This window comes from Streptomyces sp. NBC_01549 (assembly GCF_026339955.1).
Lineage (GTDB): Bacteria > Actinomycetota > Actinomycetes > Streptomycetales > Streptomycetaceae > Streptomyces.
The window spans coordinates 1,596,988-1,622,432 of the sequence record NZ_JAPEPW010000001.1; the positions used below are offsets into that span (position 1 = coordinate 1,596,988).

At 67.9% G+C, this 25,445-nt stretch carries 18 protein-coding genes; 3 read left to right on the forward strand and 15 right to left on the reverse strand.

What is annotated here, in order from left to right:
- Position 1: 1 nt before the first annotated feature.
- Both OG819_RS06810 and OG819_RS06815 read right to left on the reverse strand, forming a co-directional pair.
- Positions 2–3,601 carry a DEAD/DEAH box helicase family protein gene (locus OG819_RS06810; RefSeq protein WP_266648468.1) on the reverse strand — a complete coding sequence of 1,200 codons (3,600 nt, stop codon included), beginning with the start codon at positions 3,599–3,601 and terminating at the stop codon, positions 2–4.
- A 123-nt stretch (positions 3,602–3,724) separates the two neighbouring features.
- Positions 3,725–3,919 (reverse strand): hypothetical protein, encoded by a 195-nt coding sequence (locus tag OG819_RS06815; protein WP_054228237.1) that lies wholly within the window; start codon positions 3,917–3,919, stop codon positions 3,725–3,727.
- 176 nt (positions 3,920–4,095) lie between these two features.
- Between OG819_RS06815 and OG819_RS06820 the strand changes: the two genes are divergently transcribed.
- On the forward strand, positions 4,096–6,225 hold the full coding sequence (locus OG819_RS06820; RefSeq protein WP_266648470.1) for a prolyl oligopeptidase family serine peptidase: 2,130 nt from the start codon (positions 4,096–4,098) through the stop codon (positions 6,223–6,225).
- 247 nt (positions 6,226–6,472) lie between these two features.
- Here OG819_RS06820 and OG819_RS06825 read toward each other — a convergent pair whose 3' ends face one another.
- From OG819_RS06825 to OG819_RS06885, 13 genes are all read right to left on the reverse strand, one after another.
- Positions 6,473–7,546, reverse strand: a complete 1,074-nt coding sequence (locus OG819_RS06825) for a dipeptide ABC transporter ATP-binding protein (RefSeq protein ID WP_266648471.1) — start codon at positions 7,544–7,546, stop codon at positions 6,473–6,475.
- Positions 7,539–8,567 carry an ABC transporter ATP-binding protein gene (locus tag OG819_RS06830; RefSeq protein WP_266648473.1) on the reverse strand — a complete coding sequence of 343 codons (1,029 nt, stop codon included), beginning with the start codon at positions 8,565–8,567 and terminating at the stop codon, positions 7,539–7,541. Before OG819_RS06830 ends, OG819_RS06825 begins: the two co-directional genes overlap by 8 nt.
- 5 nt (positions 8,568–8,572) lie before the next feature.
- Complete coding sequence (locus OG819_RS06835; RefSeq protein WP_266648475.1) at positions 8,573–9,616, reverse strand: ABC transporter permease; 1,044 nt, start codon at positions 9,614–9,616, stop codon at positions 8,573–8,575.
- Positions 9,609–10,532, reverse strand: coding sequence for an ABC transporter permease (locus tag OG819_RS06840; RefSeq protein ID WP_266648476.1), 924 nt, complete (start codon positions 10,530–10,532; stop codon positions 9,609–9,611). Before OG819_RS06840 ends, OG819_RS06835 begins: the two co-directional genes overlap by 8 nt.
- 73 nt (positions 10,533–10,605) lie before the next feature.
- Positions 10,606–12,237 carry an ABC transporter substrate-binding protein gene (locus OG819_RS06845; protein ID WP_266648478.1) on the reverse strand — a complete coding sequence of 544 codons (1,632 nt, stop codon included), beginning with the start codon at positions 12,235–12,237 and terminating at the stop codon, positions 10,606–10,608.
- A 173-nt stretch (positions 12,238–12,410) separates the two neighbouring features.
- Entirely contained in the window at positions 12,411–12,794 is a 384-nt protein-coding gene (locus OG819_RS06850) for a VOC family protein (RefSeq protein WP_266648480.1), read from the reverse strand.
- A 97-nt stretch (positions 12,795–12,891) separates the two neighbouring features.
- Positions 12,892–14,037 (reverse strand): dipeptide ABC transporter ATP-binding protein, encoded by a 1,146-nt coding sequence (locus OG819_RS06855; protein WP_266648482.1) that lies wholly within the window; start codon positions 14,035–14,037, stop codon positions 12,892–12,894.
- Positions 14,030–15,088 carry an ABC transporter ATP-binding protein gene (locus OG819_RS06860; RefSeq protein ID WP_266648484.1) on the reverse strand — a complete coding sequence of 353 codons (1,059 nt, stop codon included), beginning with the start codon at positions 15,086–15,088 and terminating at the stop codon, positions 14,030–14,032. Before OG819_RS06860 ends, OG819_RS06855 begins: the two co-directional genes overlap by 8 nt.
- Before the next feature lie 11 nt (positions 15,089–15,099).
- On the reverse strand, positions 15,100–16,047 hold the full coding sequence (locus tag OG819_RS06865) for an ABC transporter permease (RefSeq protein ID WP_266648485.1): 948 nt from the start codon (positions 16,045–16,047) through the stop codon (positions 15,100–15,102).
- The gene (locus OG819_RS06870) at positions 16,040–16,972 is read right to left on the reverse strand and encodes an ABC transporter permease (protein ID WP_266628262.1); all 933 of its coding nucleotides are present in this window, start codon (positions 16,970–16,972) and stop codon (positions 16,040–16,042) included. Before OG819_RS06870 ends, OG819_RS06865 begins: the two co-directional genes overlap by 8 nt.
- Before the next feature lie 154 nt (positions 16,973–17,126).
- On the reverse strand, positions 17,127–18,752 hold the full coding sequence (locus OG819_RS06875) for an ABC transporter substrate-binding protein (RefSeq protein WP_266648486.1): 1,626 nt from the start codon (positions 18,750–18,752) through the stop codon (positions 17,127–17,129).
- A gap of 720 nt (positions 18,753–19,472) precedes the next feature.
- Entirely contained in the window at positions 19,473–21,380 is a 1,908-nt protein-coding gene (gene typA, locus OG819_RS06880; RefSeq protein WP_266648487.1) for a translational GTPase TypA, read from the reverse strand.
- A 356-nt stretch (positions 21,381–21,736) separates the two neighbouring features.
- A complete protein-coding gene (locus OG819_RS06885) occupies positions 21,737–23,905 on the reverse strand; it encodes an ABC transporter family substrate-binding protein (RefSeq protein ID WP_266648489.1) in 2,169 nt (722 codons plus the stop codon).
- Positions 23,906–24,299: 394 nt separating this feature from the next.
- Here OG819_RS06885 and OG819_RS06890 point away from each other — a divergent pair, with 394 nt between their 5' ends.
- The gene (locus OG819_RS06890; RefSeq protein ID WP_266436331.1) at positions 24,300–24,590 is read left to right on the forward strand and encodes a hypothetical protein; all 291 of its coding nucleotides are present in this window, start codon (positions 24,300–24,302) and stop codon (positions 24,588–24,590) included.
- A 21-nt stretch (positions 24,591–24,611) separates the two neighbouring features.
- Positions 24,612–25,433 (forward strand): hypothetical protein, encoded by an 822-nt coding sequence (locus tag OG819_RS06895; RefSeq protein WP_266628253.1) that lies wholly within the window; start codon positions 24,612–24,614, stop codon positions 25,431–25,433.
- Positions 25,434–25,445: the final 12 nt, after the last annotated feature.

A 25,445-nucleotide genomic window follows, 5' to 3' on the forward strand; every position in this document is an offset into this window, starting at 1 on the left:
CTCAAGCCAGTTCCTGATTCAGCTCATCCAACAGTTCCAACGCCTTATCCTTGTCCCCGAACGCCCGCATGAAGCCCCGGCCTCCGCCACGCTCGGAGAAAGGCGCGTGTCCGAAGTCCCCCGGCTCGATGCCGATGTCTTGGGAAATGGCGTTCTTTATACGCTCCAGCCACCACAGCTGGTCGTCCGTGAACTCCACGCCCGCCTGCCGCTGCCGCAGCAGCCAGCCCTCGAAGCGCTCCTCGACCACCGTACGGTACGGACGCAGCTCGTCGTCGGCGCCGAGCTCGTAGCGGATGAGCCGCACGAGGTCGCCGAGGCTGGCTTCCTTGCCGGGGCCGACCGCGGCCTTGCCGACCTGCTCGTAGTGGTCCCACAGGACACCCGTCGTCCAGGAACGGTTCGTCGCGCGGATCCTGCCCGCGAGTTCCCTCAGGGCGTCCCGGGCCTCGCTCGGGGTGAAGCGGCGCGAGCCGCTTCCCAGCGCGACACGGATCGCCGCGTTCTCGTCCCGCTGCTCCTTTTCGAGCAGCGTGTTCCACTCGGCGAGCTCCTTGCGGGCCCTCTCCTCGCGCGGTATCTCCCGCAGCTCGGTGACCCGTACCTCCGTCGTCTCGTCGTACGTCAGGTCCTGCTGGTGGCGGATCTCAAGGATCAGCTTGCGCAGTTCCGGCCGGGCGGTCAGCGGGGCTATCGCGTCCTGGACCAGCTTCCGGGCCAGTTCGGGGCCGCCCTCGTGGCGGGCACGGTCCTGGGTGTCGACGTCGACCGCGTCGGCGATGCGACGCGCGAGGTCGGCCAGGGAGGCGCCTCCGGACGTCTGGGCCAGGAGCGCCCTCTCCTCGTCGCCGAGCTGACGGTCGATACGGGCCAGGCGGCGCCCCAGCGTCTCCGCCTCGTCCGCCGTCAGCGACCGCGTGCCGGCCTTGTCGAGGAGCTTCGACAGCGAGATGCCCTTCTCGCCCGCCGGGATCAGCGGCCGGGCGTCCACCAGAGGCGAGTCGGTTACACCCACCGCGTCGATCAGGACGAAACGGTCCTTCGTCAGGTCCGGCGCCGCCTCCGGCGTGACCGCCTTCAGTTCGTCCGGGTCGATGGAGCGGGCACCCCGCCCCTTCATCTGCTCGAAGAGCACCGGGCTCTTGATCGACCGGAGGAAGATCACACATTCGAGCGGCTTCACGTCCGTGCCCGTGGCGATCATGTCGACCGTCACCGCCACCCTCAGCCTCGGCGAGTTACGGAGGTCGTTGATGAGGGAGTCGGGGTCGTCTCCGTTCTCCCTCGACCTGTACGTGATCTTCTTCGCGAATTCGTCGCCCCGCCCGAAGACCTCCTTCACCTGCTTGAGCACCTCGTCGGCGTGGTCGTCGCCGGCCGCGAAGACGAGGGTCTTGGGAAGGTCGGCACGCCCCGGGAACCACCGTTGCCAGTTGTTCTTGTACGTCGTCAGTACAGCCCTGATCTCGTCCTCGGTGATCACCGTGCGGCCGAGCTGCGCGACGGTGTACTCGAAGTCCTCGTCGAGTTCCTCGTAGCGCTGGGCGCGCGTCTGGCGGTCGCGGATGCGTACGGTCGTACCCGCTTCGATCTTCGCGCCGCCGTCCTCCCGCAGGTCGGTGTTGAGACGCACGATGTCGAAGTCGACGTTGACGCCGTCGGCCACGGCCTGCTCGAACGTGTACTGCGAGACCATGTTGTTGTCGAAGAACCCCTTGGTCTGGCGGGTGGGCGTGGCCGTGAGGCCGACGAGGTGGGCGTCGAAGTACTCAAGGACGCCACGCCACAGGCCGTAGATGGAGCGGTGGCACTCGTCGATCACGATCACGTCGAAGGACTCGATCGGGACGTCCGGGGTGTACTCGACCGTGATCGGTTCGTCCGTCGCATAGGTCTCGTCCAGCGTCGAGACCGTCGTGCCCTCGCTGTCTTCCCGGTCCTCGGTCTCCGGCTCGTCCGCGATCGCCTCGCCCTTGAGGAGGGCGTACATCCGCTGGATCGTCGAGATGACGACGGACGAGGTCTCCTGGAGCCCACTGCGGCCCAGCATGTCGACGTTGTAGAGGTCGGTGAGCTTCCGGTTCTCGTCCGGCGTGCGGTACTTGTCGAACTCCGCGTGCGCCTGGCGGCCGAGGTTGTTGCGGTCGACGAGGAAAAGGACCCGGCGGGCGCCCGCGTGACGGAGCAGGCGATACGTCTCCGTGACGGCCGTGAAGGTCTTGCCGGCGCCCGTCGCCATCTGGATGAGGGCGCGCGGCCGATCGCCGGCCAGAGAGTCCTCCAGGCCCGTGATCGCCTTGACCTGAGCCATGCGCAGACCGTGCGTCTCCAGGAGCGGCATGTTCGTACGAAGCGCCGCCCTGAAGGTGGGCGTCTCCGGATCCTCGTCGGCCCGCTTCATCCACGCGGCGATGGTTTCGGGGCGGTGGAAGGCGAAGACCTCACGGGAACGGGCATGCGGGTCGACCCGGTTGACGAAGTACGTCTCCGTGCCCGTGGTCGCGTAACGGAACGCGAAGGGTTCCTCCCGGCGCCACACAGCCATCGCGTGCTCCTTGAGCACACCCGCCGCGTACCGCTCGTTCTGGGCGAGGGCTCCGGCGAGCGGCGTTCCCTCACGCTTCGCCTCGATGACACCGACGATCTTCCCGTCCACGTAGAGGACGTAATCGGCACGGCCGGTGGCCAGGGTGAACTCTTCGATGGCGACACCCTTGCCCGCCAGCGGGTTGGCGTCCGCCTTGGCCTGGATCAGCCAGCCTGCCTTGGACAGCATCGCGTCGATCTTCTTCCGCGCCTGCACCTCGTTGAGCGGCGCGGGGCGCTGCGCGCGCTCCACGATGGCGTCACGGGCGGCGGAGGCGACCTTGCGGGGCTGGACACGCTCTCGGTCGTACTGCTGCTGGTGGGCAGTCCGCAGTTCCGAGACCTGCGTCCGCAACTCCTCGATCTGTTCGGCATACGCGGTTTTGGTCCGCTCCGCACTGGCGATGAGGGCCTCGGCCTCTTCACGGGCCCGCTTCGCCGCTTCGAGGCGGTCACTGGTCTCCGACAGCTTCACGCGCGACTCCGCCAGCGCGCGGCGATGCCCCTCCAGCGCCTCCTGGAGCTCCGTGATCTCCTCGGGGTCGGCCGACTGCACGTCGGCCGGAAGCGAGGGCGGGACGAACGCGCCCACGGTCCGTGTGCCGCCCATGGCCCGGTCGAAGAGATCACCCAACTGCCAGCACAACTTCAGCGCTTCGAGTGCCTTCGTCGTGTCGAACAGGTGGTTGTGCGCGGCGTCGTTGCGGCCTCGGCGGAGCCTGTCGAAGGCGTCACGGCTCCAGCCGACCAGCACGCCTGCCCGCGTGAGCGCGTTGAGGCGGTCGAACTGGCTGGTGCCCTCGACCCGAGTGCCCGTACGGGTGACGAACTCCTCGGCCAGCACCTCACCGAACTGCCCGGCGCTGACGTAGGCGGCGTTCGGGTTCGTCAGAACCGTGAGCTCCGCCTGCGAGCCGTAGATGGCCAGGAGGGGCTGGTACCCGTACAGGCGCCCGAAGTTGGGAGACGCCTTCGCCAGCTTCCGGAGCCGATCGTCCGCACTGTGTCCGTCCACGCGCCGCTGCCTCAGCCTTCACTTGTCCTGGATCCGCCAAGTTTACGGAGCCAGGCAGTACAAAGCAGCGGAACAGGACAGGCAGTGGGCGGAGTTCGGCTCCAAAAGCTCAGCCGGCACCCGTCAGAACTTGAAGCTGCCGATCATGTCCGCGACGTTCGTCGTCAGGTCGCTGATCGTGGGGGCCATCGTCGAAGAGGCGAGATAGAAGCCGAACAGGACACATACCACCGCATGGCCGGCCTTCAACCCGGACTTCCTGACCAGGATGACGACGATGATCGCCAGCAGCACCACCGCCGAAATCGAGAGTGCCACGGCGGCTCACCTCCAAAGATCCCAGGGACATGGGGGGTCGGACATGGGGGTCGGTAAATCCATACAGCGGCCAGCGGGTTCATACCCACACACCGCCAGTGATCATAACTATCCATACGCGCGCATCGATCGGCGCACAGCCGCACAAGGGGGCGCATGGCCAATATGGTCAGGGGATGACCACCGAGCCTCTCTCCTTCCCCCGCCGGTACGCCCGGACGCAGCGCTTCACCCTCGGCGCACCCCGCGCGTTCACCGTCTCCCCGGACGGTTCCCGGGTCGTGTTCCTGAGGTCCTCCTCCGGGACGGACCGGGCGAATCAGCTGTGGGTCCTCGACGCCGCGGAGGGGCAGGAGCGCGTCGCGGCGGACCCGCGGGCGCTGCTCGGCGGCGCCACGGAGCGTCTGTCGGCGGCGGAGCGGGCGCGCCGCGAGCGCAGTCGCGAGGGCGGCGCCGGGATCGTCGGCTACGCCACCGACACGGCGGTCGAGCTGGCCTCTTTTGCCTTGTCAGGGCGGCTTTTCACGGCGGAGCTGCGGGCCGGTACGGCACGCGAACTCCGGGTCCCGGGGCCGGTGATCGACCCGCGCCCCTCGCCCGACGGAAGGCTCGTCGCGTACGTCCGCGGGGGCGCCCTGCGGGTCATCGGCGCCGAGGGGGAGGACGACCGGGCGCTCGCGGAGCCGGAGTCCGGGGCGGAGTCGGGGATGGTTTCCTATGGATTGGCCGAGTTCATCGCGGCCGAGGAGATGGGGCGTTCACGCGGCTTCTGGTGGTCGCCGGAAGGGGACCGGCTGCTGGTCGCCCGGATCGACGACGCGCCCGTTCGACGCTGGTGGATTTCCGATCCCGCGCAACCGGAGCGCGCTCCGCAGCAGGTCGGCTACCCGGCCGCCGGAACGGACAATGCGGACGTACGGCTCTTCGTGATCGGTCTCGACGGGGCCCGCACGGAGGTGGTCTGGGACCGGGCACGCTACCCGTATCTGGCGCATGTGCACTGGTCAGCGGCGGGCGCACCGCTGATTCTGGTGCAGGCGCGGGACCAGCGCAGCCAGCTGTTCCTGGCGGTCGACCCGGACACCGGGACGACCCGGATGGTGCACGCCGACGAAGATCGACAATGGCTTGATCTTTTCGCTGGCGTGCCGTGCTGGAGCCCCGCGGGACAGCTCGTGCGGATCGCCGACGAGGGCGGGGCACGGGTACTGGCCTTCGGCGAACGCCCGTTCACGGGCCCGCAGTTGCATGTGCGCGCGGTACTGGACGTCTCGGACGACGATGTGCTGATCTCGGCGTCGGCCGGTGAGGCGGCCACCGCCCCGGAGACGGGGGAGGTGCATGTCTACCGCGTCAACGAACTCGGTGTCGAGCGCCTCTCCCAGGAACCCGGCGTGCACTCGGCGGTGCGCGGCGGGGGCGTGACCGTACTGGTCTCCTCGGTGCCGGACCGGCCGGGGGCCCAGGTGCGGGTGCTGCGGGACGGAAAGCCGGTGGCGACCGTCACGTCGAATGCCGAAAGTCCCGGTCTGTCCCCGCGCGTGACCCTCACCGAGGGGGGCGCACGGAAAATTTCATGCGCCCTGCTTATGCCTACTGACTACGACGGTGTCACTCCCCTCCCCGTCCTCATGGACCCCTACGGCGGTCCGCACGGCCCCCGGGTGCTGGCCGCGCACAACGCGCACCTCACCTCGCAGTGGTTCGCCGACCAGGGCTTCGCGGTGGTCGTCGCCGACGGCCGCGGCACCCCCGGCCGCTCCCCCGCCTGGGAGAAGGCGATCCGCGACGACCTCACGCTCACCCTCGACGACCAGATCGACGCGCTGCACGGCCTCGCGGAGAGGTTCCCGCTGGATCTGTCCCGGGTGGCGATCCGGGGCTGGTCGTTCGGCGGCTGGCTCGCGGGGCTCGCCGTGCTGCGCCGCCCCGACGTCTTCCACGCGGGCATCGCGGGCGCCCCGGTCACCGACTGGCGGCTGTACGACACGCACTACACGGAGCGCTACCTCGGTGATCCGGCGGCGGCCGCGGAGGCGTACGCGAAGAGCTCGCTGATCACGGACGACGGGCTGTCCGCGCCCGCCGAGCCGCACCGGCCGCTGATGATCGTGCACGGCCTCGCGGACGACAACGTGGTGGTCGCCCACGCCCTGCGGCTCTCCTCGGCGCTGCTGGCCGCCGGCCGCCCGCACGAGGTGCTGCCCCTGTCGGGCGTCACCCACATGACCCCGCAGGAACAGGTAGCGGAGAACCTGCTGCTGCTCCAGGTGGACTTCCTAAGGCGCGCCCTCAAACTGAGCTGAGCCACGAATCTCCGCAGAGCACCGCAACCATCAATTGAGGAACCCCGACGAAACCCCAGCCAGGTCCGCGAGAGCGGCGCCGGTTTAGGCGCAAAAAAAGGTGCGACAGGCCGGGGCGACATGGCGCGCCCCGGCCCGTCTACGGCACCCGCACGGCCGTACGCTGATTACCTTGACGCGTCCGTATATCGGTGCGGCTTCGGCCAAGTTGCCTGCGCGTTAACGAAGTTCGCCAGCATTTGCGCGGTTATGTCGCCCGCTCGGGTGGTTCCTCCGGCGGTACGGCCCGCCCCGGTGCGGAGCGCCTGAGGGGTAGCTCCTCCGCGAAATGACAGGCCGAGTCGTGCGCGGCCGGACCTTCCACGAAGCGGAACTCCGAGGGCACCGCGAGCGGCGGCACCTCCAGCGCGCAGCGCTCCTGGGCCTTCCAGCAGCGGGTGCGGAAGCGGCAGCCGGAAGGGATGTTCGCCGGGGAGGGCACGTCTCCGGCGAGGATGATCCGCTCCCGTCGCTCGCGGGCCTCCGGGTCGGGGACGGGCACGGCGGAGAGCAGGGCCTGGGTGTACGGGTGCGTCGGGTGGTCGTAGATCTCGGCGTCCCTGCCGGTCTCGACGATCCGCCCGAGGTACATCACGCCGACCCGGTCGGAGATGTGCCGCACGATGGAGAGGTCGTGCGCGATGAAGACGTAACTCAGGTCGAACTCGTTCTGGAGCCGCTCCATCAGGTTGATCACCTGCGCCTGTACCGAGACGTCGAGCGCGGAGACGGGCTCGTCGGCGACGATGATCTCGGGGCGCAGCGCCAACCCCCGTGCGATGCCGATGCGTTGGCGCTGGCCACCGGAGAACTGGTGCGGATAGCGGTTGATGTACTCGGGGTTGAGGCCGACCACGTCCAGCAGGTCCTGGACGCGTCTCCTGCGGTCGCCCTTGGGCGCGACCTCGGGGTGGATCTCGTACGGCTCCCCGATGATGTCGCCGACGGTCATGCGCGGATTGAGCGAGGTGTACGGGTCCTGGAAGACCATCTGGATGTTGCGGCGTACGGCCTTGAGCGCCCTGCCGGACAGCTTGGTGATGTCCTCGCCCTTGTACAGAATCGTCCCGGCCGTCGGCTTCTCCAGGTTGACCAGCATCTTGGCGACCGTCGACTTGCCGCAGCCGGACTCGCCGACGATGCCGAGGGTCTCGCCGCGGCCGAGGTGGAAGTCGACGCCGTCGACGGCCTTCACCGCGCCGATCTGTCTCCTGAAGAGGATCCCCCGGGTGAGCGGATAGTGCTTGACCAGGTCGTGGACCTCCAGGATCGCCTCAGCCATCGAGGCACTCCCGCCAGAAGAAGCAGGCGCTGGTGCGGGTCCCGCCTTCATGGTCCGCCCCTTCACGGTCCGCCCCTGACCGGTCCGCCCCTTCACGCTCCACCTCGAACAGCGGCGGCACCTCGGTGCGGCAGATGTCCTGGGCCATCGGGCAGCGCGGGTTGAAGGCGCAGCCGGGCGGGATGTGCATCAGGTTGGGCGGCAGGCCCTTGATCGCGTAGAGCTCCTGGCCCTTCTGGTCGAGGCGCGGGATCGACTCCAGCAGGCCCTTGGTGTACGGGTGGGCGGGGGCCTTGTAGATGTCGTGGACCGGCGCGGACTCGACGATCCGGCCCGCGTACATGACGGCGATCCGGTCGGCGACGTCCGCGACGACGCCGAGGTCGTGGGTGATGAGGATGAGCCCCATGTCGAGCTCGCGCTGCAGCTCGGCGAGCAGGTCCATGACCTGGGCCTGGACGGTGACGTCGAGGGCGGTGGTCGGCTCGTCGGCGATGATCAGGGCGGGCTCCAGGGCCAGCGCCATGGCGATCATGATGCGCTGGCGCATACCGCCGGAGAACTGGTGCGGATAGTCCCGCACCCGGTCGGCGGCGGCCGGGATGCGCACCCGGTCCATCAGCTCGACCGCCTTGGCGCGGGCGTCCTTGCGGGACATCCCGCGATGCACGGTGAACATCTCGCCGAGCTGGTCGCCGACGCTGAGCACGGGGTTGAGGGAGGACAGCGCGTCCTGGAAGATCATCGCCATCTCGGCGCCGCGGACCTTGCGCCGCTCGTCCTCCTTGAGCTTCAGCAGGTCCCGGCCCTGGAAGAGGATCTCGCCGCCGGTGATCCGCCCGGGCGGCATGTCGAGGATGCCCATCACGGCCTGCGCGGTGACGGACTTGCCGGAGCCGGACTCGCCGAGGACGGCGAGCGTCTCGCCCTCGTCCACGCCGTAGTCGACCCCGTTGACGGCCTTGGCGACCCCGTCCCGGGTGCGGAACTCCACGTGCAGATCACGCACTTCGAGCAGCACGGCCGTCACCTCAGCTTCGGGTCGAGGGCGTCGCGCACCGCGTCGCCGAGCATGATGAACGCGAGCACGGTGATCGCGAGGGCGCCGGCGGGCCACAGCAGCATGTGCGGCGCCGTGCGGACGTAGGCGGAGGCCGAGGAGATGTCGATGCCCCAGCTGACCGTGGGGGGCTTCAGGCCGACGCCGAGGTAGGAGAGCGTCGCCTCCAGCGCGATGAAGGTGCCGAGCGCGATGGTGGCGACGACGATGACCGGTGCGACGGCGTTGGGGGTGATGTGCCGCAGCATCAGGCGGGAGTTCGAGGCGCCGAGGGCGCGGGCGGCCTGGACGTAGTCGTTCTGCTTGGTGGTGATGACGGAGCCGCGTGCGAGGCGGGAGATCTGGGGCCAGCCGAGCAGCACCATGAACCCGATGACCGGCCAGATGGTGTTGCTGGTCACCACGGAGAGCAGGACCAGACCGCCGAGCACGACGGGGATCGCGAAGAAGATGTCGGTGATCCGGGACAGGAACGAGTCGCCCACCCCGCCGAAGAACCCTGCGAGCCCGCCGAGGACCGAGCCGAGGATCGCGACGCCGAGGGTGGCGCAGACGCCGACGCCGATCGACACGCGGGTCCCGTACACCACCCGTGTGTAGACGTCGCAGCCCTGCCCGTCGAACCCGAAGGGGTGCCCCGGCTGCGAGCCCTCCTGGGCCTTGGCGAGGTCGCACTTGAGGGGGTTCTGGGTGGCGATCAGCGAGGGCCACAGGGAGATGACGACCAGGAACACGATGAGGAGCCCGGAGACGATGAAGACGGGGTTGCGCCGCAGATCGCGCCAGGCGTCGGACCACAGGCTCCTGGGCTTCTCCTGGGGCCCCGTGCCCTCCGGTCCTCCTGGGACCTTCTCCAGGGTGGCCCCCTCGCTCGTGGCGAGGTCCATGGCACCGCCCGCGCCGGTCGCGGCGATGGCGCCCTCCGGCTGGTACGGCGACGGCTCATACGGCGGCGGCGGCTCAGGCGACGGCTCATACGGCGGCGGCGGCTCAGGCGGCGGCTCAGGCATAGCGGATCCTCGGGTCGAGTACGGCGTAGAGGAGGTCGACGAGCAGGTTGGCGACCAGGAAGACGAGCACGAGGACGGTCACGAAACCGACCACGGTCTGGGTGTTCTGCCGCACGATCCCCTGGTAGAGCTGGTAGCCGACGCCGTGGATGTTGAAGATCCGTTCGGTGACGATCGCGCCGCCCATGAGCGCGCCGATGTCCGTGCCGATGAAGGTGACCACGGGGATCAGAGAGTTGCGCAGCAGGTGCTTGGTGATCACCCGGCGCCGGGGCAGGCCCTTGGCGACGGCCGTACGGACGTAGTCGGACCGTTTGTTCTCCGCGATGGAGGTCCGGGTCAGCCGGGTCACATAGGCGAGGGAGACGGAGGCGAGGACCAGTCCGGGCACGATCAGTTCCCCGAACGTGGCGTCCGTGGAGACGGAGGGTTTGATCCAGCCCCACTCGACGCCGAACAGCAGTTGCAGCAGCAATCCGGTGACGAAGGTCGGGATCGAGATGACGACGAGGGTCAGCAGCAGGACGCCGGTGTCGACGGGCCGGCCGCGACGCAGGCCGGTGACGACGCCCAGCAGGATGCCGATGACGATCTCGAAGAGGATCGCGACGATCGTCAGCCGGATGGTGACCGGGAAGGCCGCGCCCATCAGCTCGGTGACCGGCTGCCCGTTGAAGGCGGTGCCGAAGTCGCCGGTGAAGACATTGCCCATGTACATCAGGTATTGCTGCCACACAGGCTTGTCGAGGCCGAACTCCTTGCGCAGTTGGGCGGCGGTGGCGGGGTCGCACTGCCGCTCGCCGCACAGGCCCGCGATGGGGTCGCCCATCACGTTCACCATCAGGAAGATCAGGAGCGTGGCGCCGATGAAGACCGGGATCATCTGCAGCAGACGCCGGATCACATACCGTCCCATGAGGGCTCCGGAGGTAGTACGGGTCCCACGCGCGGGTTCGCTTCAGCAACCCGGCGCTCACCCCGTGGACGGCTCAGCTGACCTTGATCTCGTTGTAGACGGGCACGCTGAACTGGTTGAGCGCCACGTTGGAGACCTTGTCCGAGTAGCCCGCGCTGCCGTTCTGGTACCAGAGCGGGATGGCTGCCATGTTGTCGCGTACGACTTTTTCGGCCTTCTGGAAGAGCTTGATGGCCTTGCCCCGGTTGGTCTCGGCGTTCGCCTGGTCGACGAGCTTGTCGAAGTCCTTGTTGGACCACTTGCCGTCGTTGGAGGAGGCGTTCGTGTAATAGAGGGGCTGCAGGAAGTTCTGGATCAGCGGATAGTCCATCTGCCAGCCGGCCCGGAACGGACCCTTCATCTTGTGCTGCCCGATCTGGTTGCGGAAGTCGGCGAAGGTGCCGACCGGGTTGCCGACGCAGGCCTTGTCGTTGCCCATCGCGTTGTTGACGGAGTTGCAGACGGCGTCGATCCACTCCTTGTGCGAGCCGGTGTCCGCGTTGTACGTGATCTTGATCTGTCCGCCGGGCAGGCCCCCGCCCTCCTGGATCAGCTTCTTGGCCTCGGACGGGTCGTACGCGCAGAAGTCGCCGCACAGTCCGTCCTGGAAGCCGCCGCTACTGCCGAGCACCGGTGAGGTCCAGTCGGTGGCGGGGGTACGGGTCTTCTGGAAGATCGTGCTGGTGATCTGCTTCCGGTTGATCGCCATGGACAGGCCCTTGCGGACCTTCGCCATCCCGCTCGTGTCCCAGCTCTTGTCATAAAACGGGAAAGCGAGCGTCTGGATGATGCCGGCCGGAGTATTGATGTATCGGCCCGAGAGGTCGCTCTTCACGTTCTTGAGCTGAGAGGCGGGCACGTCGTCGACGAGGTCGAGGTTGCCGGCCAGCAGGTCGGTGTAAGCGGTGTTGTTGTCGGTGTAGACCTTCAGGTCCACACCGCCGTTGCGCGCCTTGTCCGTCCCGGGGTACGCGTCCCACTTCCGCAGGGACATCACCGAGCCCTTGGTGTACGAGTCGATGGTGTAGGGCCCGTTGCCGACCGGCTTCTTCAGCCAGGCGGCGTGGTCGTCGAAGAACGCCTTGGGCAGCGGCGCGTAGGCCACGTAGCCGAGGGTGTCGGGGAACGTCGAGAACTTCTGGTTGAGCTTCACGGTGAAGGTGTGGGTGCCGGTGACCTTCAGCCCGGACAGTTTGCTCGCGCTCTGCTTCCCGGTGTCGGGGTGGACCTTGTCGTAGCCGTCGATATAGCCGAAGAAGTACGCGTTCTTCTGGTTGTTCTTGAGGCTGGCCCCGTAGTTCCAGGCGTCCACGAAGGACCGGGCGGTGACGGCCTCCCCGTTGCTGAACGTCCAGCCACTCCTGACGGTGATCTTGAAATGCTTCGAGTCCGAGGTCTCGATCTTCTGCGCCAGCATGTTCTGGGCCGCGCCGGTCTTGGCGTCGTACCGCTTCAGGCCCCGGAAGATCATGTCGAGGACCTTGCCGCCCTGCACCTCGTTGGTGTTGGCCGGCTCCAGCGGGTTCTGCGGGTCACCCCAGGAGGAACTCAGGACCCCGGAGCCGCTGCTGCCACCCCCGCCCCCGCCCCCGCCCCCGCAAGCGGTCGCCACGAGGGCCATCGCCGCCGCCCCCGCGGCCCATGTGGCGTGCGTCGCTCCACGCATGGAGTGCCTCCCAGAGTGCGCTGCCGTCAGCGCCGCGGCGCTGTTCCGTTACCGGCCAATATCGGCCGGTACCGCACGTACCGCATATTCAGGCCACCCGTACGTGGAATCGCACACCCATATGTGTCAGCGCGATATGTGTCAGGCACGACATGGGGCAGGCCCGACATGCGTCAGGCGCGCGCCACCAACTCCACCTCGAAGCCGTCCGCGTCCTCCAGATACGCGGCGCAGTGCTCCGGGCCGCCCGCGTGCGGATAGCGGTCCGGGAAGAGAGGGGACCAGCCGTGCCGGGGCGCCTCGGCCACGAGACCGTCGAGTTCGGTCCGGTCCGCCACGTGGAAGGCCAGGTGGTTCAGACCGGGGCGCAGCCGGTCGTGGGAGCCCACCCGCAGCGCGGGCGACTGCTCGACGACCAGATACGTCTCGCCCCGGCGCCAACTGCGGCCGTGCGGCCACTCCTGGTACGGCTCACAGCCCAGGCGCTCCAGCAGCCATCCCCAGGAGCGGACCGCGCGCCTCAGGTCCGGCACCCACAGTTCGACGTGGTGCAGCATCTCCCCCACCCGTTCTTCCCCCACACAAAAAAGACGGTTCCCGGCACCGCGGTGGCGGTGCCGGGAACCGGCCGGTCGATCACGGAACGCGTGGCGCTCAGGCCGCGTGCACGACGTCCTTCTCCTCGGCGAAGTGGCACGCCGACTCGTGGGACGCCGGCGAGTCCACGCCCATGAAGACCTCGGGTACCGCGAGGATCGGGGTCTCCACGGAACACCTGTCCTGGGCCTTCCAGCAGCGGGTACGGAAGCTGCAGCCCGACGGCGGGTTGGCCGGGGACGGCACGTCACCGGTCAGGATGATCCGCTCGCGGTGCTCACGGGCCTCCGGGTCCGGCACCGGGACCGCCGACAGCAGCGCCTGGGTGTAGGGGTGCGTCGGGTGGTCGTAGATCTGCTCGTCGGTGCCGATCTCCGCCATCTTGCCGAGGTACATCACGCCGACCCGGTCCGAGATGTGCCGGACGATCGACAGGTCGTGCGCGATGAAGAGGTAGGAGAGGTTGAACTCGTCCTGGAGCCGCTCCATCAGGTTGATGACCTGTGCCTGCACCGACACGTCCAGCGCCGAGACCGGCTCGTCGCAGATGATGATCTCGGGGTTGAGCGCGAGACCGCGGGCGATGCCGATGCGCTGACGCTGACCGCCCGAGAACTGGTGCGGGTAGCGGTTGATGTACTCGGGGTTGAGACCGACCACGTCCAGCAGTTCCTGGACCTTGCGCCGCCGGTCGCCCTTCGGAGCCACCTCGGGGTGGATGTCGAAGGGCTCACCGATGATGTCGCCCACCGTCATACGGGGGTTGAGCGAGGTGTACGGGTCCTGGAAGACCATCTGGATGTTGCGGCGCACGGCCTTCAGGGCGCGCCCGGACAGCTTGGTGATGTCCTGGCCCTTGTAGAAGATCTCGCCCGCGGTGGCCCGCTCCAGGTTCATCAGGAGCTTGGCCACGGTGGACTTGCCGCAGCCGGACTCGCCCACGATGCCCAGCGTCTCGCCCTGGTGCAGATCGAAGGAGACACCGTCGACGGCCTTCACCGCGCCGATCTGCCGCTTGAACAGGATGCCCTGGGTGAGCGGGAAGTGCTTCTTCAGGTTGCGCACCTGAAGGATCGGTTCACCACGGTCCACGGGTGCCTCGATCGCGGCGACCGCCTCCGTCTCGGAGTGGGCGTCGACGACCTCCACCTCGGAGACGTTCGGGGTGGCCTCCTGCTCGTCGTTCTTGCTGAGCTCAGCCATGGATCGTCTCCTTCCAGAAGTGGCAGGCCGAACCGCGGCCGACCAGCTCGGTGCCGTCCTGCTCGCTGACCGGGAGCAGCCCCGGGACGTCCGTACGGCAGATGTCCTGGGCCTTGGGGCAGCGCGGGTTGAAGGCGCAACCGCTCGGAATGTGCAGCAGGTTGGGCGGCAGACCCTTGATCGCGTACAGCTCCTGGCCCTTCTGGTCCAGGCGCGGGATCGAGTCCAGCAGACCCCGCGTGTACGGGTGCGCGGGGCGCTTGTACAGCTCGTGGACCGGGGCACGCTCCACGATCCGGCCCGCGTACATCACGGCGATCTTGTCCGCGACGTCGGCGACGACGCCGAGGTCGTGGGTGATCAGGATCAGGCCCATGTTGTACTCGCGCTGAAGATCCGCGAGCAGGTCCATGACCTGGGCCTGGACCGTCACGTCGAGCGCCGTGGTGGGCTCGTCCGCGATGATCAGGTCCGGCTCCAGGGCCAGCGCCATCGCGATCATGATGCGCTGGCGCATACCGCCCGAGAACTGGTGCGGGTAGTCGTTCACACGGGCCGCGGCGGCCGGGATCTTCACCCGGTCCATCAGCTCGATCGCCTTGACCTTGGCCTCCTTCTTGGAGAGGCCCTGGTGCACCCGGAACATCTCGCCGAGCTGGTAGCCGACGGACAGGACCGGGTTGAGCGAGCTGAGCGCGTCCTGGAAGATCATGGCGATCTTCTGGCCGCGGATCTTGCGGCGCTCCTCGCCCGACATCTTGAGCATGTCCTGGCCGCGGAAGAGGATCTCGCCCTGCGGGATCCTCGCCGGCGGCATGTCGAGGATGCCCATGATCGCCTGCGCGGTCACGGACTTGCCGGAGCCGGACTCGCCGAGCACGGCGAGGGTCTCGCCCGCGCTGACGCTGTAGTTGACACCGTTGACCGCCTTGGCCACGCCCTCGCGGGTGTGGAACTCGACGTGCAGGTCACGCACTTCGAGCAGCGGCCCGTCGTCGGTGCCGCCCTTACGCGGGGCGGGCACCGGGACGGAGTCTTCGATGATGGTCACGTACGCCTCCCTCAGCGCAGCTTCGGGTCGAGGGCGTTACGGACGGCCTCACCGAGCATGATGAATGCCAGCACCGTGATGCTGAGCATGATCGACGGATAGAGCATGATCCACTGCGCCACGCGGATCTGGTTGCCGCCGTCCGAGATGTCGTTGCCCCAGGACACGCCGTTGAGGCCGAGGCCCAGGAAGGACAGGGTCGCCTCGGCGGAGATGTAGACGCCGAGCGAGATGGTGGAGACGACGATCACGGGGGCGAGCGTGTTCGGCAGGATGTGCCGGAACATGATCCGCGGGGTGCTCGCGCCCAGGGCCTTGGCCGCGTGGACGTAGTCGGCCTGCTTCGTGGTGATCACCGCGCCACGCATCACGCGGGCGATCTGCGTCCAGCCGAAGGCGGCCAGCGCGCCGATGACGACCCAGGTCGTGCGGTCCGGGAAGGAGGTCAGCACGACCATGGTGGCGAGCAGGAACGGGATGCCGAAGAAGACGTCCGTCAGACGCGACAGGATCGAGTCGACGACGCCGCCGAAGTATCCGGCGATCATGCCCATCAGGCCGCCCACGACCGTCACCGCGAGGGTGGTGCCGAAGCCCACGGCCACGGAGGCCCGGGTGCCGTAGATGACACGGGCGTAGACGCTGCGGCCCTGCTGGTCGTAGCCCAGCCAGTCCCCGGAGAAGACATGGCCGAACTTCGGCTTCTGCAGGAAGTGCTTGGCCAGGTCGCCCTTGATGGGGTCGGTGTCGGTGAACAGCCCGGGGAAGAAGGTGATCGTCAGCAGCAGCAGGATCAGCACCGCCGAGACACCGAAGATCCAGCTGTGCCGGAGGTCGTTCCAGGCGTCGCCCCACAGGCTGCGGGACTTCTCCGGCTTGTTCACCGCAGGCGTCACCGGGGTCGCTCCGCCAGCGGTGGCCACCGCCGTCTGGACGTCGGTCTTGGTCACGTCAGGCATAGCGAATCCTCGGGTCCAGGACCGCGTACAGCAGGTCGACGAGCAGGCTGGCGAGGAGGTAGACGATGACCAGGATGGTCACCAGGCCCACGAGCGTGGTGCCCTCCCGGCGCACGATGGACTGGTAGATCGTGCCGCCGATGCCCTGGATGTTGAACAGGCCCTCGGTGACGACGGCTCCGCCCATCAGCGCGCCGATGTCGGTGCCCAGGTAGGTGATCACGGGGATCAGCGAGTTGCGCATGAGGTGGACGCCCACCACACGGCTCTTGGGCAGGCCCTTGGCGACGGCGGTACGGATGTAGTCGGCGCGCATGTTCTCGGCGACCGACGTACGGGTGAGCCGGGTCACATAGGCCAGCGAGGCGGTCGCGAGGACGAACGCCGGCATCAGCAACTCGTTGAAGTTCGTGGAGTCGTTCACGTTCGGCGGCAGCCAGTTGAGCTGGAAGGCGAAGACGACCTTCAGGATGAAGCCGAGGACGAACACCGGAACCGAGATCAGCAGCAGCGAGACCAGCAGGATCGCGTTGTCCGCGAACCGCCCGGCGCGCATGCCCGCCCAGACGCCCAGGATCAAGCCCAGGACCAACTCGATGGCGAAGGCCAGCCCGCCAAGACGGAGGGTCACCGGGAACGCCTCGCCGAGCACGTCCGTGACGGGGCGGCCGCTCGCGATCTGCGTGCCGAAGTCGAAGTGAAGGATCATGTCCTTCATGTAGTGGTAGTACTGCACCAGGATCGGCTGGTCCAGGCCGTACTGATGTCTCAGTGAGGCGATGACGGCAGGGCTTCCGCCCTTGTCGCCGAACAGGCCTCGCACGGGGTCGCCGGGCAGGGCGTAGACCATGAGAAAGATCAGCAGGGTTGTCCCGATGAAGACCGGGATCATCTGGAGCAGTCGTCGTGCGACGTAGCGCCCCATCGTGCCTCCATGTAGTTACTACGACGACAGCCGACGGGCCCTTTCCTTGCGCACCCCTGAACGATGCGCATGGAAAGGGCCCCCCGGCCGCTGCCGTCCCCCCGGGTGCGGCGCACGAGGCGGCGCCGCACCCGGGATCACGGGCTGATTGCGGTTACTTCTTGACCTGAACGCCGGTCAGGATCGGGTCACCGTCCTGGGCGTACGCGACGCCCGTGACCTTGTCCGAGTAGCCCGCGTTGACCTTGTAGTACCAGAGCGGAATGCTCGGCATGTAGTTGACGAGCTCCTTCTCGATGTCCTGGTACTTCTTCTCCGAGTCCGCGAGCGAGCTGGCGGAGTCGGCCGCGGCGATGTCGGCGTCGATCTTCTTGTTCGAGAAGCCGCTCTGGTTGCCGTCCGACTTGCTGCCGTACAGGTCACGGATGAAGTTGGCGTTCATCGGGAAGTCGAGCACCCAGCCACTGCGGTACAGGGACTTGACCTGCTGGGCGTCACGCGCGTTGAGGTCGGCCTGGAAGTCGGCCTTGGAGTCACCCGCGCACTTGACGCCGGTGGCGTTGGTGATCGAGTTGCAGACCGCCTCCACCCACTCCTTGTGACCGCCGTCGGCGTTGTACTGGATGGTGATGGCGTTGCCCGGGACGCCGCCGCCGTCCTTGATGAGCTGCTTGGCCTTCGTCGGGTTGTACGTGAAGACGTCGCCGCCGGCGTTGGGCTCGTAGCCGAGGACGCCCTTCGCGACCCAGCCGGTGGCGGGCTCGCGGGTGCCCTGGAGCACCGTCTTGGTGATGGTGGCGCGGTCGATCGCCATCGACAGGCCCTGCAGGACCTTCGGGTCGATGTTCTTCCACTGCTTGGTGTAGAAGGCCGGCGCGATGGTCTGGATCGCCGAGTACGCCTTGTCCACCGCGCGGCTGCCGAGGTCCGACTTGTAGACCGGCAGGTCCTTCGGGGCGATCTGACGCAGGACGTCGACGTTGCCCGACTTCAGGTCCTCGTAGGCCGTCTCCAGGTTGGTGTAGTTCTTGAAGAGCACACCACCGTTCTTGGCCTTGTCCGGACCCTGGTAGCCGTCGAACTTGGCGACCTCGATCTGCTTCTTGTGCGCCCAGCTGACGAACTTGTACGGGCCGTTGCCGATCGGGTGCTCGCCCGCGGCCTTCGGGTCCTTGTAGAAGGACTCGGGCAGCGGCGAGAAGACCTCGTAGCCGAGCTTGTACACGTAGTAGGGAATCGGCTTGGAGAGCGTGATCGTGAAGGTACTGTCGTCGACGACCTTCAGACCGGACATCTTCGTGGCCTTCGGCTTCCCCTTCGCCGGGGCGACGTCGTCGTAGCCCGCGATGTCGGAGAACCAGAAGCTGTTGGTCTGCTTGTTCGCCGGGGCGGCAGCCCAGTTCCACGCCTTGACGTAGGACGTGGCGGTCACCGGGGTCCCGTCGTGGAACTTCCAGCCCGACTTCAGCTTGACCGTGTACGTCTTGTTGTCCTTCGTGTCCACCGACTGGGCGTTCACGTAGACGATGTTGCCCTTCTCGTCGTAGCTCACGAGCTGCGAGAAGAGGGACTTGATGACGATGCTGCCGTTGGACTCCATGGTGTTGGCCGGCTGCAGCGGGTTCTGCGGCTCGCCCACCTCGACCGAGAACTTACCGGCCGGGTCGACGGCGGCCTTGCTGTCGCTGCCCTTGTCGTCGCCGCCACCACCACAGGCGGTCACTCCCAGCGCCACAACCGCGGCTATCGCGACCCACTTGGCGCTCTTGGCACCGCGCATGGGTTCCTCCTCATGAGTCCATTGGTTCACCGCAAAAGGGAGCACTAGTCACATTGCCGACACTTCGGACGGAGAAAGTGCTGGTGCTCCCTGCGCTCGCAAGCCGACGCCACCTGAAGGCGTATGGCCCGTTGGTCCGAGCTCTACGCGCCTAACTATCTGCCATGGGCCAGACCCCGACCACACTCACAAGGTCTCGGTTCGATCACACCTGTCGCCTACTTCTTCCAAAATCCGGACAAAGGGTTTGCTGAAAGATCCCTCCGAAACGGACTTGTTACACATCTATCGGTCTCGACCGTCCGCATTGCGGACGCACGGAGCGAAAAAAGAGGTTGCGACTATCGTGGCCGTCATGTGGGGGTGCCATTGGCGTGCCCACCCACCCCGGACCGGCGGGGGCAGCTGCCCCGGCATGCGGTCAACGGGCTTCCACCACAAGGCCGTTCGTGATCAAGCGCGTACGCCCCCTGACGGTGTGACCATGGCCTCGATACATGCCGTGCGGCCGGGACCCACGTGATTGCAGGGTAGTGGGAACCAGCCATTTTGGAGGCCTACTCCTCCGTAATGAAGGGTTTTCCCTACCCTCTCCCGGCTCCCCGCCCTATCGCAGCGCCGTACCGCGGCGCAAGCCGCGCGCCGCGCTCCACGCCTCCCCCAACGCAACGGGCACCCCGCGGATGCGAGGTGCCCGAAATCACTGCGGAACGGTCGAGGTCAGCCGTGCTTGGCCCGGCTGGCGCTGCGACCGCGCTCCTTCTGGTCGAGGACGACCTTGCGGATGCGCACGGCCTCCGGGGTCACCTCGACGCACTCGTCGTCGCGGCAGAACTCCAGGGACTGCTCCAGGGAGAGCTTGCGCGGCGGGACGATCGCCTCGAACGAGTCGGCGGCGGCGGAGCGCATGTTGGTGAGCTTCTTCTCCTTGGTGATGTTCACGTCCATGTCGTCGGCGCGGGAGTTCTCGCCGACGATCATGCCCTCGTACACCTCGGTGCCGGGGTCGGTGAACAGCACACCGCGCTCCTGGAGGTTCGTCATCGCGAACGCGGTGACGGCGCCGGAGCGGTCGGCGACCAGCGAGCCGTTGTTGCGGGTCGTCAGCGTGCCGAACCAGGGCTCGTGGCCCTCGTGGATGGAGTGGGCGATGCCCGTGCCGCGCGTCCCGGTCAGGAACTCGGTCCGGAAGCCGATGAGGCCGCGGGAGGGCACGACGAACTCCAGGCGGACCCAGCCGGAGCCGTGGTTCGACATGTTGTCCATACGCCCCTTGCGGACGCCCATGAGCTGCGTGACCGCGCCCATGTGCTCCTCGGGCACGTCGATCGTCATGCGCTCGACCGGCTCGTGCACCTTGCCGTCGATGATCTGGGTGACCACCTGGGGCTTGCCGATGGTCAGCTCGAAGCCCTCGCGGCGCATCTGCTCGACCAGGATGGCGAGCGCGAGCTCACCACGGCCCTGGACCTCCCAGGCGTCCGGACGCTCGGTGTCCAGCACCCGCAAGGAGACGTTACCGACCAGCTCGCGGTCGAGACGGTCCTTGACCTGGCGGGCGGTGACCTTGCGGTCCTTGACGGCGGCCTTCGCGGTGGCGCCCTTACCGGTGCCGCCGCGGCCGACCAGCGGCGAGGTGTTCGTACCGATGGTCATCGAGATGGCCGGCTCGTCGACCGTGATCAGCGGCAGCGCGATCGGGTTCTCGGGGTCGGCAAGCGTCTCGCCGATCATGATGTCCGGGATACCGGCGACCGCGCAGATGTCACCCGGGCCCGCCTTCTCGGCCGGCTTACGGGTGAGCGCCTCGGTCATCAGCAGTTCGGTGATGCGGACGTTGGACATCGTGCCGTCGCGCTTGATCCACGTGACGGTCTGGCCCTTGCGCAGCTCGCCCTGCTCGACGCGCAGCAGCGCGATACGGCCGAGGAAGTTGTCGGCGTCCAGGTTGGTGACGTGCGCCTGGAGCGGGGCGGACTCGTCGTAGGACGGGGCCGGGACGGACTCCAGGATCGTGGTGAAGAACGGCTCCAGGTTGTCGCTGTCCTGCGGGACCGTGCCGTTCTCCGGCTTGGTCAGGGAGGCGACGCCGTCACGCGCACACGCGTAGACGATCGGGAACTCGATCTGGTCCTCGTCGGCGTCCAGGTCGAGGAAGAGGTCGTACGCCTCGTTCACGACCTCGTCGATACGAGAGTCGGGGCGGTCCGTCTTGTTGATGCACAGGATGACGGGCAGGCGGGCCTGCAGCGCCTTGCGCAGCACGAAGCGGGTCTGCGGCAGCGGGCCCTCGGAGGCGTCGACGAGGAGGACGACCGCGTCCACCATCGACAGACCGCGCTCGACCTCGCCACCGAAGTCGGCGTGGCCCGGGGTGTCGATGATGTTGATGGTGATGACCTCACCACCATCCTTCGGGTGGTACTTCACGGCCGTGTTCTTGGCCAGGATCGTGATGCCCTTCTCACGCTCCAGGTCGTTCGAGTCCATCATGCGGTCGTCAAGCGACTCGGCGGCGTGCGCGGCGAAGGCACCGGCCTGCTTGAGCATGGCATCGACCAGGGTGGTCTTGCCATGGTCGACGTGGGCGACGATGGCGACGTTGCGGATGTCGTGGCGCGTGGCCATATTGAGGCGCTTCTCCCGGAGTGAGTGGACGGCCTGCGCGTACGTCAGTGCTACGCGGACCCTGCCGGGCTGGACACGCCACGGCCTTACCCCATCGTACGGGGCCCGGACGGAGGCGGCCTCCGGGGGCGACCTCCATCCGAGCTTGACACGTAATCGAGACAGTACGCTAAGTTACTATTCCCGCGCGGGAGCCCCCGAAGGCACAACCCCGGCATGGCTGGTGGACCCGGTTTCACAAGGGGCACTGATCGCGTAGGTGCGGGGTGCAGTCAATCGCCCCTGTTCCGCCCCGTGCGGAGCTGGACGCAAACGCCGCGTCACAACCAGTGGCGTCCGTTGTATAAATCGGCGCTTCAGCGTCGGTGTTTGACGAAGCCCATGTCCTCATAAATCGGGGTCTGGAAGCCGAAGGCACCCGCGTTGACCAAGGTAGCGCGGGTGGCCTCCAGCTGGGGCCGCTGATAGAGGGGAATCGATCCGGCGGCGGCCCAGATCCGGGCGTCGGCCTTGCGGACCAGGGAGCGCGACTCGTCCTCGTCCAGCGTCGCGATGGCCTGGTCGAAGAGCTGGTCGACCTGGTCGGTGCCGACCCGGGTGTAGTTCTGCTCGATGGTGAGAGAGCCGTCGGCGGCCGGGACGGGCTTGGCGTAGATCGGGCGGGCGTCGGTGGCCGGGAAGGCCGAGGCGGGCCATGAGTACAGCGCCAGGTCGTACTGGCCGGAGGCGATGTGGTCCTTGAAGTAGCTGTCGTCCGGCACCTTGGACGTCTCCGTACGGATACCGATGCGCTCCAGCATCCATGAGATCCGGTCGGCGACCGCGCGCAGCGACTCCGAACCGGGGCCCGAGGGCAGGACGAAGCGCAGCGTCAGCGCCTGGCCGTCCTTGGCGAGCGCGCCGGCCGCGGCGCCCGCGGGGGCGGCCGTGCCCTTGGGCGCGTAGGCGCCGGGCGCCCCGCCCTGCCGGTTGTCCTTGGGGGCGTACTGCCTGCCGTCGAGGTGTTTGCCGGCCTCGTCGCCCGCGTGCTGCTTCCCGTGCTTGTCGGAGTGGTCGTTCGGGTCCTTCTTCTCCCGGTCGACCTTCTCCCGGTCGGCCTCACCGTTCTTGTCGTCCTCGCCGACGATGTACGTCCAGTCGTCCGGGAGCGCGTCGGAGTCCGCCTTCTTGCCCTCGGGGTCCGCCTTCTTGCCCTCGGGCCCCGCGGCCTTCTCCTTCTCCTTCTTCTGCTGCTGCTTCACCGGTCCCCCGGGCACCCATCCGGCATCCGCCAGCAGCGCCTGCGCCTCCTTGGTGTCCTGACCGCCGAGCGCGCCGCTGTTGTCGGTGTAGGCCGGCTGGCCGGAGAGCGCGAGGTGGCTGCCGACCGGGACGGCGGGCAGGCCCAGCGGATCCAGAACGACCTTGGCGAGTTCGTCGCGGTTGATGGCGCGGGCGACGGCGCGGCGGACGCGCTCGTCGGCGAGTGGACCCTCGGAGCCGTTCAGGGCCAGCTGGGTGTAGGCGGGTTCGAGGGACTTGCGGACCACGAAGTCCCCGGCGCGCATCGCCTTCGCGGGCGTCAGCGGCACGTCCGACCCCTGCAACGGGGCGCCCGGCCCCTGCAGCGGGGCACCCGCCCCCTGCGACGGGGCGCTGCCCTTGTCGCGGGCGGCGAGCGTGATCCGTCCGGCCTCCTCGGGGTCGATCTCGGCCATGTCGACCTTGTCGTTGGCGAGGGCGTCCTCCCGTTTGTCGCGCGGGACGGCGATCAGCGCGATCTCGGAGAGCTTGGCGGGGCGGCCCCACCAGCGCGGATTGCGGGCGAGCAGGACCTCGCCGCTCTTGTGGTCGATCTTCCGCAGGGCGAACGGGCCCGCGGTGGCCTGGAGCTTGCGGCGCGCTCCGTCGTTGAAGGCGTCCGCGGTGCCCATCACGTCCTTCGGGTACAGCGGCGAGAAGAGCGACTTCCAGTCGGCGTACGGACGGCTGAAGGTGACGCGGACCTCCAGGTTGCTCTTGCCCCGCTCGATCTTCTCGATGCGGTCGTAGCCGGCGTTGCGGGCCGTCCAGTACGCGCTGTCCTTGCCGGACAGGGCACGCCACTGGGCGGCGAAGTCGGCGGCGCCGACCTCGCGGCCGTCGCTCCAGACCGCCTGCTGGTTGAGCTTGTAGAGCACGACCTGCTTGGGCTCGCTCTCGACGATCTTGGCCGATTCGAGGTAGTCGGGATTGAGCTGGGGGGTGCCGTTGGCGTCGAGGCGGTACAGAGCGGGCAGGACGGCGCCGGCGATCCGGGAGGTCCCGGCGTCGGCGTCCGCCTGGAAGGTGTTGAGGGTCTGCGGCATGGCGTCCACCGCCCAGCGCAGGGTGCCGCCGTCCTGGATCAGGTCGCGGGTCGCGGGCGCGATGTCCTGCGCGGCGACGGGCTTGGCGACCTCCTCGTCCGCGCTGCACGCGGCGAGGGCGGGTACCGCGAGCGCACCCGCGGTGAGGAACGCGACCGAGCGCATCACCGCGCGCGGTCCGACGCCGTCGTGGGACATCTCTGCTACCTCCGGGACAAGCCGCGCCGTGGGCGAACGAGGGTTTCTGATCACGTTCGGCGGTACATTACGGATATATGGAGCTGATCAGATCTACGGACCCACTGAAGAGGAAAGGGTTCGCCCACCGGTGACGACACGCGAGGAGCGAGAGCAAGCGCACCCGTGCGGCGCAACGCCGAGCGACTCGACCCAGCCCGTCCGGCGTTCGAGGACGAGCCCCGTTCGGGCCGAAGCGGGGGTCTGAGGGGGCGCACCCAGGGGACGGCGCCCCAGCGCACGCCCGCCAATCGGTGCACGTCCCTTCACACCGGCAGGTGTGACGCGCAACACTCGCAGGCGCATGAACGTTGCCACCCAGGGCCCAGAAGGCCCACGGAAGCGAGGTCACGTCATGTCCGTGCAAGACGACCTGATGTCAGTCCAGCGCTGCCTCGACGACCTGAACCGGTCGGTGGGCCGCCTGGAGCAGCAAATCGGCAGCGGCGGGCTCGAGATGCGCCGCGTCCGTGCCGACGCCGACCATCTGCGCGAGAGCGTCGCGCTGCTGCGCGAGACGGCCCCCGGCCTCACCTCGCCGCGGCGCCCCGATCTCGTGGCCATCCCCGACACCCCGTACGACAACACCCTGTGGACGGACTCGGACGACGAGGGTCTCGGCGCCCGCGACCGGCACGCCCCCTGACCCCACCGACCGGAGCTCTCCTTGACCACTGGTACGGAACCTCATCCCAACAGCGGCGGCGTACGGACCGGCACGCGCGCCGCGATCACCGCCCCGCATCTGCGGACCGACCGCTGGTGGCTGGCGCCCGCCGCCACCGCGGCCGGGCTGCTGGCCTTCGTGGTCTATTCGACCTGGCGGGCCTTCGCGGACTCGAACTACTACTCCGCGCCGTACGTCTCGCCGTTCTACTCGCCCTGTCTGGCGGACCGGTGCCAGACCATGCACGCGGGCCCGAACGCGGACCTCTTCGGGAGCTGGTGGGGCATCTCCCCCGCCGTCATCATCCTGATCTTCCCGCTCGGCTTCCGGCTGACCTGCTACTACTACCGCAAGGCCTACTATCGCGGCTTCTGGCTGTCGCCCCCGGCCTGCGCGGTGGCGGAACCGCACAAGAAGTACACCGGCGAGACCCGCTTCCCGCTGATCCTGCAGAACATCCACCGGTACTTCTTCTACGCGGCACTCCTCGTGGCAGGCGTCCTGACCTACGACACCGTGCTCTCCTTCCGCGACGAGCACTACCGCTGGGGCCACATGGGCCTGGGCACCCTGGTCTTCCTGCTCAACATCACGCTGATCTGGGCATACACCCTGTCCTGCCACTCCTGCCGGCACATCGTCGGCGGCAAGCTCAAGCACTTCTCCAAACATCCCGTGCGCTACCGGATGTGGCAGTGGGTCGGGAAGCTGAACGCCCGTCACATGCTGCTCGCCTGGGCCTCGCTGGTCAGCGTGGCACTCGCCGACTTCTACGTGTACCTCGTCGCGTCCGGCGCCTTCGACGATCCGCGCTTCTTCTAGATTGGGTGGGGC

Bases quoted from the DNA above. Each gene is read 5' to 3' on its own strand.
- OG819_RS06890 (WP_266436331.1), top strand. From the start codon at position 24,300: ATGTCCGTGCAAGACGACCTGATGTCAGTCCAGCGCTGCCTCGACGAC.
- OG819_RS06820 (WP_266648470.1), top strand. From the start codon at position 4,096: ATGACCACCGAGCCTCTCTCCTTCCCCCGCCGGTACGCCCGGACGCAG.
- OG819_RS06865 (WP_266648485.1), bottom strand. From the start codon at position 16,047: ATGCCTGACGTGACCAAGACCGACGTCCAGACGGCGGTGGCCACCGCT.
- OG819_RS06840 (WP_266648476.1), bottom strand. From the start codon at position 10,532: ATGGGACGGTATGTGATCCGGCGTCTGCTGCAGATGATCCCGGTCTTC.
- OG819_RS06835 (WP_266648475.1), bottom strand. From the start codon at position 9,616: ATGCCTGAGCCGCCGCCTGAGCCGCCGCCGCCGTATGAGCCGTCGCCT.
- OG819_RS06855 (WP_266648482.1), bottom strand. From the start codon at position 14,037: ATGGCTGAGCTCAGCAAGAACGACGAGCAGGAGGCCACCCCGAACGTC.
- OG819_RS06825 (WP_266648471.1), bottom strand. From the start codon at position 7,546: ATGGCTGAGGCGATCCTGGAGGTCCACGACCTGGTCAAGCACTATCCG.
- OG819_RS06870 (WP_266628262.1), bottom strand. From the start codon at position 16,972: ATGGGGCGCTACGTCGCACGACGACTGCTCCAGATGATCCCGGTCTTC.
- OG819_RS06875 (WP_266648486.1), bottom strand. From the start codon at position 18,752: ATGCGCGGTGCCAAGAGCGCCAAGTGGGTCGCGATAGCCGCGGTTGTG.
- typA (WP_266648487.1), bottom strand. From the start codon at position 21,380: ATGGCCACGCGCCACGACATCCGCAACGTCGCCATCGTCGCCCACGTC.
- OG819_RS06850 (WP_266648480.1), bottom strand. From the start codon at position 12,794: ATGCTGCACCACGTCGAACTGTGGGTGCCGGACCTGAGGCGCGCGGTC.
- OG819_RS06885 (WP_266648489.1), bottom strand. From the start codon at position 23,905: ATGTCCCACGACGGCGTCGGACCGCGCGCGGTGATGCGCTCGGTCGCG.
- OG819_RS06845 (WP_266648478.1), bottom strand. From the start codon at position 12,237: ATGCGTGGAGCGACGCACGCCACATGGGCCGCGGGGGCGGCGGCGATG.